This is a genomic window from Candidatus Persebacteraceae bacterium Df01 (genome assembly GCA_030386295.1).
In the GTDB taxonomy this organism is placed as follows: Bacteria; Pseudomonadota; Gammaproteobacteria; order Tethybacterales; family Persebacteraceae; genus Doriopsillibacter; species Doriopsillibacter californiensis.
In genome coordinates this window covers 69,406-88,607 of sequence record JANQAO010000002.1, presented here as the reverse complement: position 1 = coordinate 88,607, position 19,202 = coordinate 69,406, and the positions used below count along the sequence as shown (strand labels likewise).

The window sequence follows — 19,202 nt, the reverse complement described above, 5'->3', positions numbered from 1 at the left end:
TGGAGAATATTATGCTTAAAATTGAAACCCGTATCATTGATGCTCGTGTGGGACGTGATTTTCCTAGTCCGGCTTATGCCACAACAGGGTCGGCAGGCATGGATTTGCGGGCTTGTTTAGATACACCGCAACTTATCGCGCCGGGCGAAGTTGCCAATGTCGGTACTGGGATTGCTATTTCTATCGGCAATCCCGGTTATATGGCGCTATTAGCGCCGCGCTCCGGGTTGGGTGTTAAACACGGCATTGTATTGGCAAATACTATTGGTATTATTGATTCGGATTATCAAAACGAAATACGGGTAGTGCTATTCAATCGTGGCACCGACAACTATAACTTGCATCCCGGCGAACGCATGGCGCAGTTAATTATCATGCCAGTGGCACGTGCGGATCTCAAAATCATTAGCGATTTTTCACAAACTACAGAGCGTGATGGCGGATTTGGATCCACCGGACGATTTTAATCATAGCCTTTTGGTAACGTTTTGCTTTAGATTGTGGCGCTAATGTTTTTTTCGTGTGCTTTTATTACCGCTAAAGGATGTAAAAATATTGTGAAACAAATTAGCTAAATATTTTTTCACTGTGCGTGGTCGCTTCGGCGGCGGTGATGCAATAGCCTTGACCACCGTTGTGCACGGCCTTAGCGCCAGCCACCACGGCAGCAAAACGGATAATTCGTGGCCACTCCCAGTCGCGTAACAGCCCGTGAATGACGCCGGCGCGATAAGCATCGCCACAGCCGGTAGTGTCTTGAGTTTCTCCCAGTCGTGCAGCATCGGCGTGGTAATGCGTATCGCTAGCGAACACTTCCGAACCATTTTCACCGTATGTGATGATTAGAGCCTGCACCATTTCGGTGGCTCGAGTGCGGCTGATGCCGGTAGTTTTTTCTAATGCTGCAAATTCATCGGCATTGACAATTGCCCAAGTACATTGTTCCATCAGCGTGATTAACTCTTCTCCCGAAAATAAGTCAATCGCCTGACCAGGATCAAAAATAAACGGTGTTTGCGCTGCTGCTAGTTCTCGACCAAAACGCAGCATTCCCTCACGTCCGTTGGGGCTGACAATGGCCAGTGGCGGAGGTGTGGGCAGGTCAACAATGCTTTGTTGGTGAGCTTCATTGGCGGCACCGGCGTGAAATAAAATCAATTGACTATTGTCATCGTCATTAATAATGTAGGCTTGTGCAGTAAAGATGTCGGGGATAGTTTTAACATATGTATCATCAATATCTAAGGAACGTAGATACTTTCGGTAGGGCGAAAAATCATCGCCTACTGTTCCCATAATTGTTGGAGAATCTCCCAATTGTCGCAACCCGTAGGCGATGTTACCGGCACAGCCGCCAAAGGCGCGGCGTAGCGATGGTGTGGCATAAGCAGCGCTAAATCCGGGATGAAGCGGCGTCGGAAGGCGTTCGGTGAAGCGTCCGTTGACGCGCATAATGTAATCAAAAGCGATTGAACCAGTAATTAATGGTAGCATAAAATTTTTCTCAAAAATTATATTTTATCTGTTTTACCAAACCGTATAATCTGTTTTATGCAATATGATTTGTTTGTAATTGGTGGAGGCAGTGGTGGCGTGCGTGCGGCGCGGTTAGCGGCAGCTCAGGGTGCGCGAGTCGCACTTGCCGAACGTGGTGCTCTGGGTGGCACTTGTGTCAATGTCGGTTGTGTGCCAAAAAAATTGTTTGTTTATGCCGCTTCATTTGCCGAAGAAGCTGCAGCGGCGCCTGCTTTTGGCTGGACGCAAGCGGTTGCCGGTACTATGCAATGGGACGTTTTACGCGACAATAAAAATCGTGAAATTCAGCGACTAAACGCTGTATATGAAAAGTTGCTTACCAGCGCCGGTGTGCATCTTATTGCGGCAGAAGCGCAGCTTGTTGGTGAGCGCCGAGTGCGGGCTGGGAACATTGAATTTCATGCTGATAAAGTGTTGTTGGCGGTTGGTGGTGCGCCTGTGCGATTGAATATTCCTGGTGCCGATATGGCATTATTATCCGATGATATGTTTTATCTGTCCGAGCTGCCGCGTCGTGCTGTGGTAGTCGGCGGTGGTTATATTGCACTAGAATTTGCTGGTATTTTGGCGGGGCTGGGTGTTGATACTTCGCTGTGTTTTCGTGCTGACTTGCCATTGCGCAGTTTTGATGAGGATTTGCGTGAGCATATCGCCACTGAAATCGCTGCCCGAGGTGTAACGGTGCGCGCCGGTGTTGCGCCACAAAAAATTATTAAACAAGCGAGCGGTGCTTTGCGAGTGTGCTTCGCTGGCGGTGATGATACGGAAGCGGATTTGGTTATGTTTGCTTCTGGTCGCCGGCCACTTACCGATAACATCGGACTGGAACACACGCTGGTAAAGCCGCGCGCCAACGGCACACTGCCGGTTAATGCGGATTATCAAACTGCCGCCGATTGGTTGTATGCCATTGGCGATGTGTTGGATACTCCAGCGCTTACGCCGGTGGCAACGGCGGAGGCGGGAGTATTTGTTGACCGCGTTTTTTGTGGCAACACAGCGGCACAATTGGATTATGCTCACATTCCTACGGCGGTGTTTTCTCGTCCGCCAATGGCAACGGTGGGTATGAGCGAGGAAATGGCGCGCGATGCGGGAATTAACCCCGTCATTTATAAAAGTGTGTTTCGCCCCATGAAGAGTGGATTCTCTGGAAACACAACGCAAACATTGATGAAATTAGTGACAGCGCCGGACAATGGACGAGTGCTGGGCGCGCATATGATTGGTGATGATGCGGCCGAAATTATCCAAGGCTTGGCTGTTGCCATTCGCTTGGGAGCTACGAAGCAAGATTTTGATTCTACGATTGGAGTGCATCCTACTAGCGCCGAAGAGTTTGTCACTATGCGGCAAATGAGCTAGGTTTTTGAATGTTGGAAACGCTCATTATTTCTGCAACTACGTTTTTTGCCACGATTAGCCCTTTTGATGTTGCTGCTATTTATGCAGCATTAACAGCTTATGGCACCAATGCAGAAAAATGGGCGACAGCGTGGCGCAGCGTCCTTCTGGCGGGCATCATCATGTTGATTTTTGCTTTTTTTGGAGCCACATTGCTCAAAAGTTTGAATATCTCCATGCCTGCTTTTCGCACTGCTGGCGGTGTATTACTGTTGCTTATCGGTATAGAAATGGTATTTGCACGTGAGTCCGGTGCTAGTTCTGCTACGCCGGAAGAACGCAAAGAGGCGTCGGCGCGCAGTGAAATTTTTGTTTTTCCGCTGGCAATGCCGCTTATTGCTGGTCCCGGCAGCATGAGCGCAATAGTTTTGCTCATGGTGGACGTTGAAGGTGTGCCATTGGAACAGGCGGCGGTTTTAGTTGGTTTGGTGCTGGTTTTACTGTTGACGCTGGTGTCTATGTTGCTGGCTAATCAACTACAAAAAGTGCTGGGGATTATTGGTATGCATGTTATCGCCCGTGTTTTTGGCGTATTGCTTACCGCGTTGGCGGTACAATTTATTTTTGATGGTGTTGCACAGAGTGGCTTATTAACCAGCGTGCCGGCACTTTAATCGTTTAATTATGACCGGTTTTTCAATATTTAAGTGAGTAAATGGTGGGTGCTTGCGTGCCGCCGCTTCGGCACGCATTAGCGAAAAAATTGATAGCTATTCAAAAGGTAAGTAGCAGAAATTAGACTAATAATGTTTTTAGCAGTATTTCGTGCTGTTGCTTCCGTACTGCTGAGGGCGTCAGTATTGCTTTGCTTGCCGATTGCCGATGTTCTTCGTTTACCGGCGGAGGAGCTGCCAGTAGGCGCGATACAACATCACGGGCGCGGGAAATGCTCTCACTAAAACGCTGAATGACAATATCTACCGTCACATGATGCGTAGGATCATCCATCCAACAATCATAATCAGTGACAAGAGCCAACGTTGCGTAACATAGTTGTGCTTCCAGTGCTAAAAATACTTCTGGCACGTTGGTCATGCCGACAATATCGGCTTTAACCGAGTCGCGTAAAAAGAAACTTTCACAGCGTGTGCCTAAGCGTGGACCTTCTACGCAGGCATAAGTGGAATTTTCGTGTACTGTGTGACCGCAGTCACGACACGCCGTCGCTAGTGCTGAACTGAGTTCTGGGCAAACAGGGTGAGCGGTGGATATGTGACCGACAAGACCGTCACCAAAAAAGGTGCGTGCCCGAGTTCCCTTAGTGTGGTCAAAATACTGTGACGGTACTACAAAATCACCTGGTCGCAATGCTTCCCGCAAACTGCCGGATGCCGATACCGCGATCACTTGTCGGGCGCCAGCCTGTTTGAGCGCCCAGATATTAGCGCGATAGTTAATGTCTGATGGCAACAGCGTATGAGCGTCACCGTGACGTGGTAAAAAAAACACTTGCTGCCCGTGACATTCCACCACGGTCAGTGGCGCTGACGGTTTGCCGTAGGGAGTGTCTACATCTCGCCGTTCCACCACAGCGAAATTTTCCATCTGATAAAAACCCGACCCGCCAATAATTGCGAGCATAGTTCTTCCTCGTTATTTTTAATGTAAAATTTATAAAAGAGCGCCACTACAAGACGAACCTGCGCCTGCCGTACAACCATAGCAATGATTATCAAAAGCAATACCAGTGGGAATGTCGTTTAATGATTGAATGTCCCACAGCGTCGTTGGGTTGCCATTAATCGGAATATCCAGCATTTGGTTAAAGTCACAATCATATAATTTCCCGTCCCATCCTACCGATAACGTGTCAGCACACATTACTCCAGCGGCGGCGGCGGCATTGAAATTTTCTACTAAGAGGAGCATATAGTTTTCCAACATTCCCTCGCGTTCTAAATAATGGCGATAGCGTTTAATCGGCATGTTAGTGATAGTAAACAGGGAGTTAAACACAATGCTGAAGTGCTTATCTAAATATGCGCGGTAATCGGCTTCTAGTTGTGCTTGCGATGGTGGTAGGTGTGCGCCGACAGGGTTGTACACTAGATTTAATTCCAAACCGCTACCTGCTTTGCCATAGCCGAGAGCATTGAGCCGTTGCAGACCTTTTATACTTTTATCAAAAACACCACGACCGCGTTGTTCTTCTACATTGTCTTCTGTATAACATGGCAGAGACGCGATAATGGTGATGCCGTTAGCAGCTAAAAATTCAGGCGTGTCTTCTTGCTCGGGTTGAAAAAGCACGGTGAGATTGCAACGGTCATATACGATTTTTCCCGCGTTGCGGGCAGCGGTGGCAAGCCGACGAAAATGTGGATTAAGTTCTGGTGCGCCGCCAGTAATATCTAAAATTTCCATATCCGGCGCATTGGTCAGCAGTTCAATTACGCGGTCAACAGTGTCACCGACCATATTGTCAGGGTTTTTTGGGCCGGCCTCCACGTGACAATGGTGGCAAGCCAGGTCACATTTTTTACCGATATTAATTTGAAAAATACGTACGCGATTACGGCGAATTCGCGCTTTGTGCTGAATAATCGTTTGCTCAAAATCGGGTAAATCAGCAGGTAATGGCATTATCTGTGGCTGCAAATGGATGACAGAATTAAGGGCGGTAGCGGATTTACTCATAAAGGGTCTTTTGGGCGGGGCGAAATCGTTAACAACAAAACTTGATTGTAACAAAGGCTACCGTACCTTAACAAGAGGCTATGCTGGCTCACTCAATGACGTAGTTTATTTTGACATGAATTTTGCAAGATAGACGATTTCTTTGTGACGGGTTGTACAAAATTATTTCGGAGTTGCTACCACAAAAAACGTCAGTATTTTCTTAACTGTTTATGTATTGTTATGCTAATTAAACGTTATCAAGTAACGACAACCTCTTTTTAATGAAATACTATTATATTTTTCTGGATTATTGAAAATAAATTCCCATAAATGATATTCAGCCCCTTCTGCTACATCCCTTTTCTCAAAAAATAAAATAGAAACGTTTTTTTTCGTGTAATGTTGCCATTGTCTATAAGGATAATATAGCTGACGTATGATTGTATTGGTTGAGGTTGCATTTTTTGCTTCTACTAGCACAATATTTTGAGTTCCCTCATAACCGCCGCCCACCTCAGTTTGAACGCCACAAGCAGTAATTTTTTGTTCTCCAACATAAAAACTCAATTCTGGAGTGCGTTTCTGCCACGAATAGTCAATAATAGGGAAAGGTCATCCATTCGCTCTCTATACCTATAAAAATTCTTTTGTTGTATAAAATCGAAACTCCAGTTGTTGCACTGCCGCAAAATGAATCTAACACAGTATCGTATTCTCTACTAGAAGAAAGAATTATTCTGTTCATTAATGAAATGGGCTTTTGTGTAGGGTGTTTTCCGTATTTTTTTATTAGAGTGAGGAGTGTTTATAGCCCAAACACTCCGCATTTGTTTATTATCTTTTTTAATAATATCGTTTGACCAATTGCCCTCTTTCATCAATGAGTAATCAAAATAATGCTTTGCTATTTTTGTTTTTCGTGCCCAAATAAGAGTTTCGTGACTCGTAGCAAACAAGCGGTATTTGGCTTATATCAAGAAATATCATTAAGTATATGCCAGTCACCTTACTGCAAAGCAAAACCGCATAAGTAAATTGAATGATATGTTCCCGATACCCATAGTGTGCCACTAGGCTTTAGTATTCGGCGGCACATTGAAATCCATTGCTGGTGAAATTTGAAATATTCTTTTATTCCATTGCTTTTGTCCCATTGTCTCTTATTTACAGAGACGCGCTTTCCTGAATGGCATGAAAATCTGCCGTTAATATTAAATCAACAGACTCGAGAGGAAAAATTTCCATTATTTCAAGGGTATCACAAAGAAAAAGAGATGCTCCTTTTTCTTTGAAATAGGGCAGCGTTTTTTGTGTTGCAATGTGGCGCGCATTTTTATATGTTTCTGTTTAAATTGCTGCCAACCCTTGCGCCAAACCTTCGCGCAAATCTTCTACATATTCCAAGCCGATTGACAGCCGCACCCAATTTTCGGTCAGCCCCATGCGAAGGCGGGCATATTCGGGTGCTCGCGAGTGTGTGGTGGAAGCTGGATGCGTTACCGTGGACTTAACGTCGCCAAAATTAGCAGTGATGGAAAAGCAGGATAGCGCATTGATAAAACGCCATGTTTCGTCGCGCCCACCTTTAATTTGTAAGGTAATGACACCACCACCCAGCCCGTTTTGTTGCTGCAGTGCCAGCGTCTGCGCGGGATGCGATGGTAGCCCAGTATAAAGTACTCGTGTTACTTGTGGTTGTGTTTCTAACCATGACGCCAGCGTTAGTGCTGACTCACAATGGGCGCGCATGCGCAATCCCAGTGTTTCCATTCCGCGGGAGATTGTCCATGCAGAAAAAGGCGATATTGCCGGTCCGCCGGAGCGTAAAAAGGGATATATCCGTTCACCTAGCAATTTTTCGCTACCAGCAATGGCACCGCCCAGCACTCGTCCTTGACCATCTAAGTATTTCGTTGCCGAATGAATAACCAAATCGCATCCCCACGCCAAGGGTCGCTGTCCCCAAGGGCAGAAACAATTGTCCACTGCCAATAGTGCGTCATTTTGATGAGCAATGTCCGCCAATGCGGCAAGGTCGGTTATTTCTATCATTGGATTGGAGGGCGTTTCCACAATTAATAAAGTTGTTTCTGGTCGCATTGCTTGGCGCCAGTCATCAATCCCCCCAAAGACATAATCCACACGTACACCAAACTTGCGTACGGTGTTGGATAGTAACTGCACAGTTGCGCCAAAGACATTACCGCCACAAAGAATGGAGTCGCCGGCTTTGCATACCCCCATCACCACTGACAAAAGCGCTGACATGCCGCTGGCAGTAGATAGCGCCATTTCTGCACTCTCTAGTGTTGCCACTCGTTTATTGAGCGTTTTAATATTAGGATTGGAAAAACGTGAATACACATATTCGGCCATTGGTCGGGCGAATTGTTCTGCGGCTTCTTCGGCGCTACCAAAAGCAAAGCTGGAGGTCAAAAATAGCCCTTCAGAATGTTCTTGAAATGCAGTGCGTCCGGCGGTATCTCGCACCAAGTGAGTGGTAATGTGTTTGTCGCTCATACTGTTGTTAACGGTAAATCTAATTGTGACACACTATCGCGGTTGGCTCCACGGCGTGATTCGAGTGCTACCAGGTAGTCGTTATTTATGTTTTCAAAAGGGTAGTCGCCGTCAAAGCATGACGTTTCAAATGCGGTTGGTACGCTGCTGCCAGCTTCGCTGATAGCCTTTTTTAAATCATCCATATTTTGATAAATTACGCAATCAGCACCCAAATGGGCGGCAATTTCGCGCTCGGTGCGTCCATGTGCAAGCAATTCCCCGCGTGTGGCAATATCAATGCCGAACACATTGGGATAACGCACTGGCGGTGCGGCACTGGCAAAAAATACCTGCTTGGCACCGGCAGCACGTGCCAGGCTTACTAACTCCGAACCGGTAGTGCCGCGCACGATGGAATCGTCAACCAACAGCACTCGTTTGCCGGCAAATTCTGGTGCAATGATATTAAGTTTTTCGCTCACTGAACGCCGCCGTTTGGCATGACCGGCAGCAATAAAAGTGCGTCCTATATGGTGATTTTTGACTAATCCTTCGCGATAAGGTACCTGTAAGTGCCGTGAAACTTCCAATGCCGCTACCCTGCCCGAATCAGGCACCGGTATAACGCAATCAATTACTAAATCTGGATGTTGATGGCGGATTTTTTCTGCTAAATAACGCCCCATATTGACGCGAGAGTCGTATACCAGCGCTCCGTCTAAAACCGAGTCAGGGCGAGCAAAGTAAATGTATTCAAAAATGCAAGGGCGCGGCGATGCAGTGGTGCAGTGAGCGCGTCGGTGTATTTGTCGTTTTGTGTCAATCAATACAGCTTCTCCGGGTGCGATATCTCCATAGTATTCAAATCCCAGAGGACGAAAAGCGGCACTTTCAGATGCTGCCAGCCATTCATTATTATTGCGCACGCCCAAGGATAGCGGGCGAATACCCAGTGGATCGCGAAACAGTAACAAACCGACGCCAGCAATGAGTGCCACCACTGCATAGGCACCGGCGCAACGTGTGTGGACGTCACCCACAGCATCCAGTAAAGCATCCGGTGAGGTTTCGCCTGCTCTTACCCGTTCATATACTGCTTGTGCTAGTACATTGAGTAATGCCTCCGAATCGGAAATGGTATTAATATGGCGGGCTTGTTGTGATAAATATTCACGTAATGCTGACTGATTGATTAGATTGCCATTGTGTGCCAGCGTAATACCATAAGGCTGATTAACATAAAACGGCTGCATTTCCGATAAGGCCAACGCGCTACCGCTGGTACTGTAACGCACATGACCAATTCCCGCCGATCCTTCTAGTGTGTTAATTTTAGCGTCACTAAATACATCGCGTGCCAGCCCACGCCCTTTTTCAATCAGTAAGTGCGATTGTGACATGGTGGCAATGCCAGCAGAATCCTGACCACGGTGTTGCAAAAAAGTCAATCCGGAATACACAATCGGTGCTGCCGAACCAGCACCAAGGTAAGCTATGATACCGCACATGTTATTCTTCTTCCTGTATATCTAATGCTTTATTAATAAAAGCTTGTAATTCTTGCAGTATGGACTTTTGGTTGATTTTTTTCTGAATTAGCAAAGCATTTTTTTTCGAAATTTCTTCATTGTGTAAAGATTGTGATGTTGCTTCCTCAATCAGGTTGTCCAGCAAGTCATCTCGCGCTTGTAGAGCCTGAGAAGAGTCACTGTAATCAGGCAAGCGTAATTTGCCAGTAGGCAAGCGTACATTGGGACGTCCTTTTTCATCAAAATGCCAATAATTTCGGTAATTTTTGAATACCTCTTGCTTTAGTGAAAATTGTATTGTTTTTCCTATTGGAGGCAGCATAGCAGAGCTTTCCCATGCTTCGGTATTTTGTATGGGCAATGCGGATAGCATAACAACAAAAATCATAGCGAGCAAGCCGCCGCGTAAGGCGCCAAATAACAGGCCGCCGTACATATCAAGACCACCCAAATTGCTTTTAGTAGCGGCCTTGCGCACCAAGTAAGTGAAAGCTCCGAACAGTAGCGTGGCGATAACAAAAATTATTACGTGAGAAAGGGCTATCGCAATTGGTGTTTCTCCCAACAGTACGGTTATCGGTTGGACAAGTGCTGCACCGTATCTTTTAGCGATGAGAAACGCCAGTACTAATGAAACGATACCAAATATACTGCGGATAAGACCGCGAAATAAACCGTATCCAGTTGATAATAAAATAACACCTAATAACAGGACATCAATCCAACTTACGTTTTCCCAATGCATGTCGTTAATTTTACCTAATCTTTATGACGTGACCGATGATTCCGGTTTTTGTTAGAACAGTTTTTTGCGCTTGTTTTGCAGCATTTTTTGTACTATAATCGGCGACAATAACACGAAATAGCGGCTTGCCGCCGCGTTCAATGTTTTGAATGCTCGCATTAATATTGTCTTTTTGTAGTTGTGCGACTTGTTTTTTTGCGCGCGACTCATCCACAAAAGCGCCTAATTGTAGGGCAAAAGAGGGAGTCTCATCCGCGGTAATTTTCTTAGTAATGCTGTAGGCAATACGTTGCGCTCGTTGTTGAGCTGCTTTGTCAAGTAACTGTTCTATACGCACGACAAATAAATTTTTGTTTTTGGTAATTGACACGTCTAACTTTTTGGCACGTAGTTTTTCCGCCAAGTGGTTGGCGTTGCTTTTTTTATTAAAAGCGCCGACTTGTAACCATAAGGTATTATCAGATTTTGAAGAAATATTTGTGGTTACTTTGATAGCGGGCGCAGTAGCAGATAATTCTGCAACAGCATTTGGCATGAGGGTAACTGCATCTGTCGTTGTGAAAATCGTAATGCTTTTTTGTGTTGGGGATAATTCAACAGGAATTAATTTGGTATCTTGAGCTGTTATCACGGCTGTCGTTATTTGTTGATTTACAGGTGAGTCAATCGTTGCTGGTGTTGTTGGAGTGGCTGGTGATGGCAATGGCGCGTTGCCGAACTGCCATAATAGCATTGCAAGGGAAAACACGGCAATAGCTCCCAGAAAGCGATGTCGCAACTGTCGGCGGTATTCTGCTGCCTGCTGCCGCTCAATGTTTTCTTCACCTACCGTTGATGTGCTCTCAATTTTTGGGCTTGACATGTTGCAAATAACTGGCAACTGTTGCAAATGAGCCAGTAACTAACATTCTACCATCCGTGCCGCAATAAGCGCGTGCTTGTGCCGCCGCTGCTACAATAGAATCGCAGACCGTTACATCGCCGCCGGCTTCACTAACGGCATCAGCAATGGAGTGAGGGTTGCCGTCGCCAACGGGAGCTACATACCAATGAGTAATGCGACGCAATAAGGGGCGCACAAAAGTAGCTGGGTCTTTACGCGCTAGCATGCCCAGCACCGCTGTTGTGCACGGAAAATATCCCATATCAAATAGTAGTCGTTCTAATACTACTGCTGCTGCTTCGTTGTGGGCTACATCCAATATCACTGGCGGGCTTCCTGGCAATATTTGGCTGCGTCCGAGCAGTTCTACTGCGTGCAATCCTTTTCGTAACGCGCTTGTTCCTGGCCAGTAAGCGGTTGGTAACCGTTCTAGTGCGGCAATGACGGCGGCGGCATTGGCAAGCTGGTGTGATCCTCGTAAGGCGGGTAGAGGGATGTCGTACAACTGCCTTTGACCGCGATAATGCCAGCTTCCGGCGGTTTGTTCTGTACAAAAGTCACGCCCCGCTAGTACTATGTGAGCATTCGTTTTTTTCGCCTCTTCCATCAATGCGGCCGGGGCTTTTGCATCCCCGATAATCGCTGGACGGTGGGCGCGAAAAATACCAGCTTTTTCTTTCGCAATGGATTCAATGTTGTCGCCTAAATAATCCATGTGGTCAAAGCCAATGCTGGTTACTACTGCCACTGTCGGCGTGAAAATGTTGACTGCATCCAGCCGCCCTCCGAGACCGACTTCTAAAATAACTATGTCGCATTGTTCTTGTGCAAATAGCCACGCCGCTGCCAGTGTAGTGAATTCAAAATATGTGAGCGATTCTCCAGTATATTGCCGTGCTTCTTCCACCGCTTCAAAAGCCGCTATTAACGCGCTGTCTGGTGCTATTTCACCATCTACTTGTATTCTTTCATTAAATTTCAGCAAATGTGGCGATGTGTAGCAACCGGCACGAATACCTGCTGCTTTGAAAATTGTTTTCAGTAGTGCGCATACGGAGCCTTTACCGTTTGTGCCGCCTACCGTAATGACTGGCATAGTTAACGATAAATTAAGCTGCTGCCGAACTTTTCCCACCCGGTCTAGTCCCAAGTCAATGAGTGTCGAATGCCGACTTTCCAGTGTTATCAGCCAAGTGTCAAGCGCCGATTCCATATGGGTTAATGCCGCTCCGGCGTCAACATTGTCAGCACCCGAAACAGTGTGTCGCGCATGTCCCGGCGATCGGTAATCATGTCTATTGCTCCACGGTTTAGTAAAAATTCGCTACGCTGAAATCCTTCCGGTAATTCTTCACGCACGGTTTCTTTAATTACCCTGGGACCGGCAAATCCAATGAGTGCTTTGGGTTCAGCGATAATGATGTCGCCAATGAGAGCAAAACTGGCCGCTACGCCGCCGGTAGTGGGGTCAGTAAGTACGCTGATATGTGGTAGCCGCAGTCGCTGTAAATCGGTTAATGCTGCTGTAGTTTTGGCCATTTGTAGCAGCGACACCATACCTTCTTGCATACGCGCTCCACCGGATGCGGTGAATGACACGAAGGGAATATTTAAGGCGACGGCTTCTTCTACGCCACGCACAAATCGTTCGCCAGCCACGCTGCCCATGGAACCACCCATAAAAGTAAAATCAAAAATTACCGCAACAATTTCACGCCCTTTGACACATCCACGAAACGCTGCGACCGAATCACGTCGCGCATCACCTTTTTGCGCGTTCTGTAGTCGCTCTTGATAAGAAATGTCATCCTTAAATTGCAAAAAATCTACCGCCCGTACTTCGGTGGCAATTTCAGTTATTGGTTGGTCTTCATCAAATAAAATGGAAGCTCGCTCGTTAGCAGTGAGCCGGTGGTGGTGGTCGCAGTTGCCACACACCCAATGATTTTTTTTCATTTCATCGGTATAAATAGTAACGCCGCATTGCTTGCACTTGCGCCACAAGCCATCGGGTATAGTTTTAGCGGTCGTATTTGGCACTTTTTTCTTGATGCCGGGCAGAATTTTAGTAAACCAATTCATTTGTGTGACAGTCTTAAAATACTGTTAGTGCGCCAAAGTGGTAGCCATTTGTTTAATGAAAGCTCCCACTTCGGCAGGCGGATCTGCGGCAGCTTCGGCAATTTCCACAAGTTTGCTACCAATCACCACGCCGTCGGCGTGATTGGCAAGTTGTAAAGCATGTTCCGGTGTGCGAATGCCAAAACCGGCTACTACCGGTACTGTGGCGATTTGTTTAACAGCGCGCAAATTGTAAGCGACATTTTCTACATCTAAATTACCGGCACCGGTAACACCTTTGAGTGAAATGGCGTACAGAAATCCTTCGGCATCGTTGGCAATTTGTTGTAATCGAGATTCGTTTGTTGTTGGCGCAACTAGATTGACAAGGCTGACACCAGCAGGCGCAAGGTGTCGCTTCCAATTGGCGCGGTCTTCATCGGCAAGATCAACAACAATCAAGCCGTTGATATTGGCCTGTTGTGCTGCTTGTGCCAACCCAGCAGCGCCTCCGGGATGATTCAAAAAAGAGTTGGCGTAGCCCATCAGCACTAGAGGAACCGTTGTGTTAGTGTTACGAAAGGCAGCTGTGGCGGCAATGGTTTTTTTCAAGGTCATGCCGTTGGCCAGCGCGACTTCACTGGAACGTTGGATAGCGGGACCATCAGCCATCGGGTCGGAAAAGGGTACCCCAATTTCAATAATATCTGCTCCTGCTTCGGCAATGGCAGAAAGCATTGCTGGCGTGGAATCGGCATGGGGAAAGCCAGCGGTAATGAAAGCCACTAGACATGCTCGTTTGTCGGTGCACGCAAAGGCATTGGTAATTAAATCGCTCATGCTAATTAGAAATTATACTTTGTGGTGATGGTTGTGCGTTTTTTTGTCAAATAATAATTTGTTTGAGCATTACCCATAGACCCCAAACAAGTAGAGAAATGAAATACAAGCGAACAAACAACCTGAATGCAGACTCCAAACGAAACGCAAGTGATGTTTGTCCTGATTTATATGCTACATTTGCCGCCAGCAAGCCCAGTGTAAATGCAACGACATTTCCAGGCCAAGTAATTGTTTTTAGCAATATTATGCTGAGCGTCGCTGTGAACGCGGTCAATGTTGGGAAATTCTGCCAAAAAGCGTTACTGTGCGGTGTTTGCTCATAATTATCATTGCTTTGTCGCATCATTTCATCCCACAATTCATGCAAGCTGGCTGGCGAACCGCGTTTGCGCAGCGTGTCGTAAGCTTGCTGAATTTCTTGAAATTTATTTTTTGCGGCTGAATTTGGATTACGGTCAGGATGCCAACGCATAGCCAGTTTGCGATAAGCGATGATAATTTCCATGCGCTTGGCATCGCGCGCCACGCCAAGAATTTCGTGTGGCGCGCGATGTTTCATCGGTTACCGAATAGTTTGCACTGGCTCGGCATTTTCTGGTGGTTTGCCGGTGTAACCTATGTTGCGCTCAAATTCACGCAATCGTTTGACGATTGACATAAGTTCGGTGACGGTGGTCCAGTTGTCTACAAAGTAAGTAAGGCTATCAGTGACTTTGCCAAATGCGTGAAAGATTTGTTGCAAAAAACCGAAAGTGATAATGCCTAACACTACACCGCTGCCAATAAGCACCAAATCTGTAATGACGATAAATTGAGCGAAAAGAGCTGCCCATAAAGCAAAATAAGAATAGTGCAGGTAAAGGCGAAAATAATTAAATCGCAATCCGGTAAATAGCTCTACCAAAGAAGGCACGTCGGCAAAAATTTTGTCGTCTTCTGAATAGACCAGTCGTTTACGAAATCGAGCTTCCACCCGCTGGTTGTTATATTCTAGGTTGGGCAATTTAGCACCAATTAAAAACGATAGTCCCGTGCCGCCAATGGCAAGTCCTATTGCCACCATCATTAAGGAGGCGGGAGTAGTAGCTGTCCATTCAAAAAAAGGCAAACTAAAAGGTGCGTTTTGTAGACCTGCGGCTGATTGGAATTTTTCCATAATTTCTTCGCTTACCGACCACAATATCGGCACAAAAGCGATGAGCGTTAGTACTGAACGAAAAACTCCCAACCCTAAGTGTTCAACAATCCGAGCAAACCGCTCTGGATCTTGTTGTAGTCGCTGGGAAGCACCTTCAATATCTTTTCCGATATTTTTCCACAACGGAAAGTAAGCAAAAGTAATAGCTTGCCGCCAGCGAAAAGCGTAATGCTTGGTAAAAAATGACGAAAATGCCAGCAACACAACAAAGGGAAAGACGATGATGCAAAATTCACCAATAAGCCCCCAAAATTTATCAAGCGCTTGTTGAACTTTTGCAGTTAGTTCATCATCCCATACTGTATCCGCACTCATCACGGCGGCTGCAATATCTGGGTCTGGTGTTTGCAAAAAATCCCATACCTCACGATACCAGCCATTAATCCACACCAGCACACGCACTTCTAGGACAATGGTTGCGCACAACAAAAATAAACCGCCCCACGCCCACAGCGCCCATTGCTTTGAACAGAAAAAGCTTTTAATCATGTGTCATTCTTTCTTTCAAAAGTAAGATGCCTACAACGGCTTTGATTATAAGGTAAGCACTGGCGCTCTTTTTGCTTACTTCAATCATAATCAATAATCAGTGGTGCGTGGTCGGAAAAACGTTGTGCTTTATAAATTGTTGCTTGTCGCGCTCGTGCTGCTAATCGTGGTGTCGCAATTTGATAATCAATACGCCAACCGACGTTGTTGTCCCACGCTCGTCCTCGGTTAGACCACCAAGTATATTGGCCATCTTCATTGTTTATCTGGCGAAACACGTCTACCCAGCCAAGTTCATCAAAAACGTGAGATAACCAAGCTCGTTCCTCAGGTAAAAAGCCAGAGTTTTTGCGATTACCTCGCCAATTTTTAATGTCTTTTTCGGTGTGGGCAATGTTTATGTCGCCGCAAATTAAAAAGTCACGCCCGCTTTTTTCTGTTTCGCGACGGCAGGTTTCCAGCCAAACGAAAAAATCATTCATCACGTCATATTTCACCTGTTGTCGTTCCTCTCCGGATGAGCCAGAGGGTAAATACAGTGACACTACGCTGAATGTCGGAAAGTCAAAGCGCACAAAGCGTCCTTCCGTATCCAGCACTCCACCACCAAAGGTGCGATGAATCATGTCCGGTTTTTTTTGCGATAGTAGCGCAACGCCGCTATAACCGCGTTTTTGTGGAAGCACAAACGTGCTGGAAAGTCCTGCTGGATGACGCATGTCTTCCGTCAATACGCTGTCATCAGCGCGCACTTCTTGCCAGCAAGCGATATCGGGTTGTGTCGTGTGTAGCCAAGCGCCTAGTCCTTTGTGGTAGGCGGCGCGAATACCATTTAGATTAAGCGTGACAACACGCATAGTCGATTAATGCTTTTCGTGCAAAATGGCGCCAACAAAATTGAGTAATAGTTGCGCCGCTAATGTTGCTGTGACTGCCGCTGGGTCGTACGCCGGTGCTACTTCTACCAAGTCAACACCGACAAAGCGCCCGCGTTTGACGAGCAATTTGAGTAGTTCCAGCACTTCATAATATAAAAAACCACCGTGTGAAGGAGTTCCTGTGCCAGGTGCAATGGAAGGGTCAAAACTGTCTATGTCTATGGTGCAATAGTAGCGCTTACCTTCTGGTACTTGCTCCGCTACCGCCGCTGCGCCCAGCTGGCGAATGTCGCGCACCGATAAAATGGTTGAGCCAGCGGCTCGTGCCGCGGCGTAGTCATCACGGTTGGATGATGACACATTGCGAATTCCGATTTGAGTACATCCGGACACGTGTGCCATTTCCGAAGCGCGCCGCATCGGATTGCCGTGACCGTGTCGCACACCGTGCCGTTCATCCACAAAATCTAGATGGGCATCTATTTGAATCACATGCATCGGTGGTTCTTTGTCAAAGGCGCGCAGACAAGGAATGGTAATTGAGTGGTCACCGCCGAGCACTAGCGGCATAGCGCCTGTGCTTAAAATGGTGCGCACTGTTTGTTCAATATTGGCATGGCTTTTTTCGGTATCGGTGTGGATGATGTCGGCGTCTCCGATGTCCACAATGTTTGTGCTGCCTGCCGGTAAATAGGTAATGTCGTCTTCAAAATCATAGGCACCACTGTGCCCAAAAGCAAATAGCGTGGATGCCTCACGTATGGCGCGTGGACCGAAACGGGCGCCAGCGCGATATTGCGCGCCGCAGTCAAATGGTGCGCCCAGAACTGCTACATCGGCGCTTAGGGTGCTCCAATCAGTGGCGGTGGGATATTTGCCAAATGTGCAATGTCCGACAAATGGTAAATTCAGCCGTCCTTCATCATAATTGTGTGTCATGTGCGGAATTGTAGCACTCGTGTTTTCGCTTTTTTGAGTTGGTGTCGTGTGCGTAGGTGATAATTAAAAAATGGTTAAAAAAATAAGAACGAAGAGCCGCAATGTTGTTATCGGGCAGAGTGATTCGTTCGCCGCGTATAATTTCTGAGTATGGACACCGTGTTTGACCGAGATGACTGGTGGCAGCGTGATGGTGCATTTCGTTTGTTACACGATATTAACCCGTTGCGATTGCGGTTGGCGGTTGAGGCCGCCGGCGGCACGCTAGGCGGTAAGCGGTTGCTGGATATCGGTTGCGGCGGCGGTATTTTTGCTGAAGCGGGAGCGCAAGCTGGTGCGCGCGTAGTGGGTTGTGACCTTGCTGAAGGTGCCATTGCTGCGGCAAAAAAACATGCAGCGCAAAGCGGTGTTGATGTGGAATACCGTTGCCAAAGCAGTGACACGTTACAAGACTCCGGTGTTTATGATGTGGTAACTTGTTTTGAAATGTTAGAGCATACCGATAATCCTGGTGTCGTGGTGGCGGCTGCGGCTGCAGCGCTAACACCCGGTGGTGTGGCGGTATTTTCCACTATCAATCGTACACCTAAAGCTTGGGGGTTGGTTATTGTTGGGATGGAAAACATCGTGCAGGTACTGCCGCACGGCACACACGATTATGAGCATTTCGTCAAGCCTGAGGAACTAGCCGGTTTTTGCCACGATTGCGGTCTGTCGGTGCGCCAAGTCATCGGTATGCGATATTCGTTTTTTGGTCGCGCCTATTTTCTGGACGAGACTGCTTTGTCGGTCAACTATTTTATGGTTGCCGAGCGTCCAGTTTAATTACGACAAAGATTTGGTGATATTTTGAAGCGCGCGATTTTTTTTGATTTTGATGGTACGCTAGCGCATACCGCACCGGATATGGTGGCATCGTTGCATTGCTGGCAGAAGGAAAATGGACAGCAATCAATTGACTTTTATTGCGCCCAAGAAGCGGTGTCGGGTGGAGCAAGAGCGCTGCTAGCGTTAGCCGGTGTCAGCGAAGAAAGCCCACTATTTGCCGCTGCGCGCGCGCGATTTTTAACTTTGTACGAAGAAAGTGGTTATGCTAATACCGTATTGTTTTCTGGTATGGCAGATACGCTGGAGGCACTTGCCGCCGACGGCTGGGCATGGGGAGTCGTTACCAACAAACCGCGTCGGTATTTTTCACCAATCGCCGTAGCTTTGCGGTTAGCATCGCCGGCGCTGGTAGCAGGAGATGACTGTGTCCGTGCTAAGCCGGCGCCAGATACATTATTTCATGCCGCTAGCATCGTTGATGTGCCTCCGGAACGCTGTCTATATGTGGGTGATGATCGGCGTGACGCACAGGCAGCACAAGCGGCGGGAATGGGCTTTATTGCTGCCGGTTGGGGGTATTGGCCTGCGTCTGAGTGGAAGCAAATGGCGTGTTGTGTTGGCATTGCTACGACACCGCAAACGTTACCTGCACTAATTAGAACAATAACAGCAGGTAACGATTTGGTTGAATGACGCCGGAAGCTTTCCGGTATTGACCGTAATGACAACTGTGAACTGTGCATGACGT

General features: G+C 47.1%; 21 protein-coding genes and 1 pseudogene. 5 read left to right on the top strand and 17 right to left on the bottom strand.

Annotated features, from left to right (window positions below):
• Positions 1-8: 8 nt before the first annotated feature.
• A complete protein-coding gene (dut, locus tag NQX30_03515; GenBank protein MDM5147438.1) occupies positions 9-467 on the top strand; it encodes a dUTP diphosphatase in 459 nt (152 codons plus the stop codon).
• Positions 468-567: 100 nt separating this feature from the next.
• On the opposite strand, the gene NQX30_03510 is transcribed toward dut, so the two are convergent.
• The gene (locus tag NQX30_03510; GenBank protein ID MDM5147437.1) at positions 568-1,494 is read right to left on the bottom strand and encodes a carbohydrate kinase family protein; all 927 of its coding nucleotides are present in this window, start codon (positions 1,492-1,494) and stop codon (positions 568-570) included.
• Positions 1,495-1,551: 57 nt separating this feature from the next.
• On the opposite strand from NQX30_03510, the gene gorA reads away from it, so the two are divergent.
• Together gorA and NQX30_03500 are read left to right on the top strand one after the other, a co-directional pair.
• Positions 1,552-2,901, top strand: a complete 1,350-nt coding sequence (gorA, locus tag NQX30_03505; GenBank protein ID MDM5147436.1) for a glutathione-disulfide reductase — start codon at positions 1,552-1,554, stop codon at positions 2,899-2,901.
• Positions 2,902-2,909: 8 nt separating this feature from the next.
• Positions 2,910-3,554, top strand: a complete 645-nt coding sequence (locus NQX30_03500; GenBank protein ID MDM5147435.1) for a MarC family protein — start codon at positions 2,910-2,912, stop codon at positions 3,552-3,554.
• A gap of 121 nt (positions 3,555-3,675) precedes the next feature.
• Here NQX30_03500 and mtnP read toward each other — a convergent pair whose 3' ends face one another.
• The 16 genes and pseudogenes from mtnP to speB form a co-directional block, all read right to left on the bottom strand.
• Positions 3,676-4,521 (bottom strand): S-methyl-5'-thioadenosine phosphorylase, encoded by an 846-nt coding sequence (mtnP, locus tag NQX30_03495; GenBank protein MDM5147434.1) that lies wholly within the window; start codon positions 4,519-4,521, stop codon positions 3,676-3,678.
• Positions 4,522-4,551: 30 nt separating this feature from the next.
• Positions 4,552-5,577: an arsenosugar biosynthesis radical SAM protein ArsS gene (gene arsS / locus NQX30_03490; protein ID MDM5147433.1), complete on the bottom strand. Its 1,026-nt coding sequence runs from the start codon at positions 5,575-5,577 to the stop codon at positions 4,552-4,554.
• A gap of 225 nt (positions 5,578-5,802) precedes the next feature.
• Positions 5,803-6,126, bottom strand: a complete 324-nt coding sequence (locus NQX30_03485; protein MDM5147432.1) for a hypothetical protein — start codon at positions 6,124-6,126, stop codon at positions 5,803-5,805.
• 28 nt (positions 6,127-6,154) lie between these two features.
• The gene (locus NQX30_03480) at positions 6,155-6,304 is read right to left on the bottom strand and encodes a site-specific DNA-methyltransferase (GenBank protein MDM5147431.1); all 150 of its coding nucleotides are present in this window, start codon (positions 6,302-6,304) and stop codon (positions 6,155-6,157) included.
• 261 nt (positions 6,305-6,565) lie between these two features.
• Complete coding sequence (locus NQX30_03475; GenBank protein MDM5147430.1) at positions 6,566-6,694, bottom strand: site-specific DNA-methyltransferase; 129 nt, start codon at positions 6,692-6,694, stop codon at positions 6,566-6,568.
• 212 nt (positions 6,695-6,906) lie between these two features.
• Entirely contained in the window at positions 6,907-8,079 is a 1,173-nt protein-coding gene (locus tag NQX30_03470) for an O-succinylhomoserine sulfhydrylase (GenBank protein ID MDM5147429.1), read from the bottom strand.
• Positions 8,076-9,569 (bottom strand): amidophosphoribosyltransferase, encoded by a 1,494-nt coding sequence (gene purF / locus NQX30_03465; protein ID MDM5147428.1) that lies wholly within the window; start codon positions 9,567-9,569, stop codon positions 8,076-8,078. The genes NQX30_03470 and purF overlap by 4 nt, the downstream gene beginning before the upstream one ends.
• Position 9,570: 1 nt before the next feature.
• Complete coding sequence (locus NQX30_03460) at positions 9,571-10,335, bottom strand: CvpA family protein (protein ID MDM5147427.1); 765 nt, start codon at positions 10,333-10,335, stop codon at positions 9,571-9,573.
• Positions 10,336-10,345: 10 nt separating this feature from the next.
• On the bottom strand, positions 10,346-11,197 hold the full coding sequence (locus NQX30_03455) for an SPOR domain-containing protein (GenBank protein ID MDM5147426.1): 852 nt from the start codon (positions 11,195-11,197) through the stop codon (positions 10,346-10,348).
• Positions 11,178-12,431, bottom strand: a complete 1,254-nt coding sequence (locus NQX30_03450) for a bifunctional folylpolyglutamate synthase/dihydrofolate synthase (GenBank protein MDM5147425.1) — start codon at positions 12,429-12,431, stop codon at positions 11,178-11,180. Before NQX30_03450 ends, NQX30_03455 begins: the two co-directional genes overlap by 20 nt.
• Positions 12,432-12,436: 5 nt before the next feature.
• On the bottom strand, positions 12,437-13,258 hold the full coding sequence (gene accD, locus NQX30_03445; protein ID MDM5147424.1) for an acetyl-CoA carboxylase, carboxyltransferase subunit beta: 822 nt from the start codon (positions 13,256-13,258) through the stop codon (positions 12,437-12,439).
• A 66-nt stretch (positions 13,259-13,324) separates the two neighbouring features.
• The gene (gene trpA, locus NQX30_03440) at positions 13,325-14,119 is read right to left on the bottom strand and encodes a tryptophan synthase subunit alpha (GenBank protein MDM5147423.1); all 795 of its coding nucleotides are present in this window, start codon (positions 14,117-14,119) and stop codon (positions 13,325-13,327) included.
• A 394-nt stretch (positions 14,120-14,513) separates the two neighbouring features.
• A pseudogene (locus NQX30_03435) lies at positions 14,514-14,681 on the bottom strand (DnaJ domain-containing protein).
• Between the two features lie 3 nt (positions 14,682-14,684).
• On the bottom strand, positions 14,685-15,809 hold the full coding sequence (locus NQX30_03430) for a putative transporter (GenBank protein ID MDM5147422.1): 1,125 nt from the start codon (positions 15,807-15,809) through the stop codon (positions 14,685-14,687).
• An 80-nt stretch (positions 15,810-15,889) separates the two neighbouring features.
• Positions 15,890-16,666: an exodeoxyribonuclease III gene (locus tag NQX30_03425; protein ID MDM5147421.1), complete on the bottom strand. Its 777-nt coding sequence runs from the start codon at positions 16,664-16,666 to the stop codon at positions 15,890-15,892.
• A gap of 6 nt (positions 16,667-16,672) precedes the next feature.
• Entirely contained in the window at positions 16,673-17,626 is a 954-nt protein-coding gene (gene speB / locus NQX30_03420; protein MDM5147420.1) for an agmatinase, read from the bottom strand.
• 150 nt (positions 17,627-17,776) lie between these two features.
• On the opposite strand from speB, the gene ubiG reads away from it, so the two are divergent.
• Positions 17,777-18,451 (top strand): bifunctional 2-polyprenyl-6-hydroxyphenol methylase/3-demethylubiquinol 3-O-methyltransferase UbiG, encoded by a 675-nt coding sequence (gene ubiG, locus NQX30_03415; protein ID MDM5147419.1) that lies wholly within the window; start codon positions 17,777-17,779, stop codon positions 18,449-18,451.
• A 24-nt stretch (positions 18,452-18,475) separates the two neighbouring features.
• Positions 18,476-19,147 carry an HAD-IA family hydrolase gene (locus NQX30_03410; GenBank protein ID MDM5147418.1) on the top strand — a complete coding sequence of 224 codons (672 nt, stop codon included), beginning with the start codon at positions 18,476-18,478 and terminating at the stop codon, positions 19,145-19,147.
• Positions 19,148-19,202: the final 55 nt, after the last annotated feature.

Excerpts from the sequence above, each read along its gene's own strand:
- NQX30_03510 (MDM5147437.1), bottom strand. The coding sequence starts at position 1,494 with ATGCTACCATTAATTACTGGTTCAATCGCTTTTGATTACATTATGCGC.
- gorA (MDM5147436.1), top strand. The coding sequence starts at position 1,552 with ATGCAATATGATTTGTTTGTAATTGGTGGAGGCAGTGGTGGCGTGCGT.
- NQX30_03500 (MDM5147435.1), top strand. The coding sequence starts at position 2,910 with ATGTTGGAAACGCTCATTATTTCTGCAACTACGTTTTTTGCCACGATT.
- mtnP (MDM5147434.1), bottom strand. The coding sequence starts at position 4,521 with ATGCTCGCAATTATTGGCGGGTCGGGTTTTTATCAGATGGAAAATTTC.
- arsS (MDM5147433.1), bottom strand. The coding sequence starts at position 5,577 with ATGAGTAAATCCGCTACCGCCCTTAATTCTGTCATCCATTTGCAGCCA.
- NQX30_03480 (MDM5147431.1), bottom strand. The coding sequence starts at position 6,304 with ATGAACAGAATAATTCTTTCTTCTAGTAGAGAATACGATACTGTGTTA.
- NQX30_03470 (MDM5147429.1), bottom strand. The coding sequence starts at position 8,079 with ATGAGCGACAAACACATTACCACTCACTTGGTGCGAGATACCGCCGGA.
- purF (MDM5147428.1), bottom strand. The coding sequence starts at position 9,569 with ATGTGCGGTATCATAGCTTACCTTGGTGCTGGTTCGGCAGCACCGATT.
- NQX30_03460 (MDM5147427.1), bottom strand. The coding sequence starts at position 10,335 with ATGCATTGGGAAAACGTAAGTTGGATTGATGTCCTGTTATTAGGTGTT.
- NQX30_03455 (MDM5147426.1), bottom strand. The coding sequence starts at position 11,197 with ATGTCAAGCCCAAAAATTGAGAGCACATCAACGGTAGGTGAAGAAAAC.
- NQX30_03450 (MDM5147425.1), bottom strand. The coding sequence starts at position 12,431 with ATGGAATCGGCGCTTGACACTTGGCTGATAACACTGGAAAGTCGGCAT.
- trpA (MDM5147423.1), bottom strand. The coding sequence starts at position 14,119 with ATGAGCGATTTAATTACCAATGCCTTTGCGTGCACCGACAAACGAGCA.
- NQX30_03430 (MDM5147422.1), bottom strand. The coding sequence starts at position 15,809 with ATGATTAAAAGCTTTTTCTGTTCAAAGCAATGGGCGCTGTGGGCGTGG.
- NQX30_03425 (MDM5147421.1), bottom strand. The coding sequence starts at position 16,666 with ATGCGTGTTGTCACGCTTAATCTAAATGGTATTCGCGCCGCCTACCAC.
- speB (MDM5147420.1), bottom strand. The coding sequence starts at position 17,626 with ATGACACACAATTATGATGAAGGACGGCTGAATTTACCATTTGTCGGA.
- ubiG (MDM5147419.1), top strand. The coding sequence starts at position 17,777 with ATGGACACCGTGTTTGACCGAGATGACTGGTGGCAGCGTGATGGTGCA.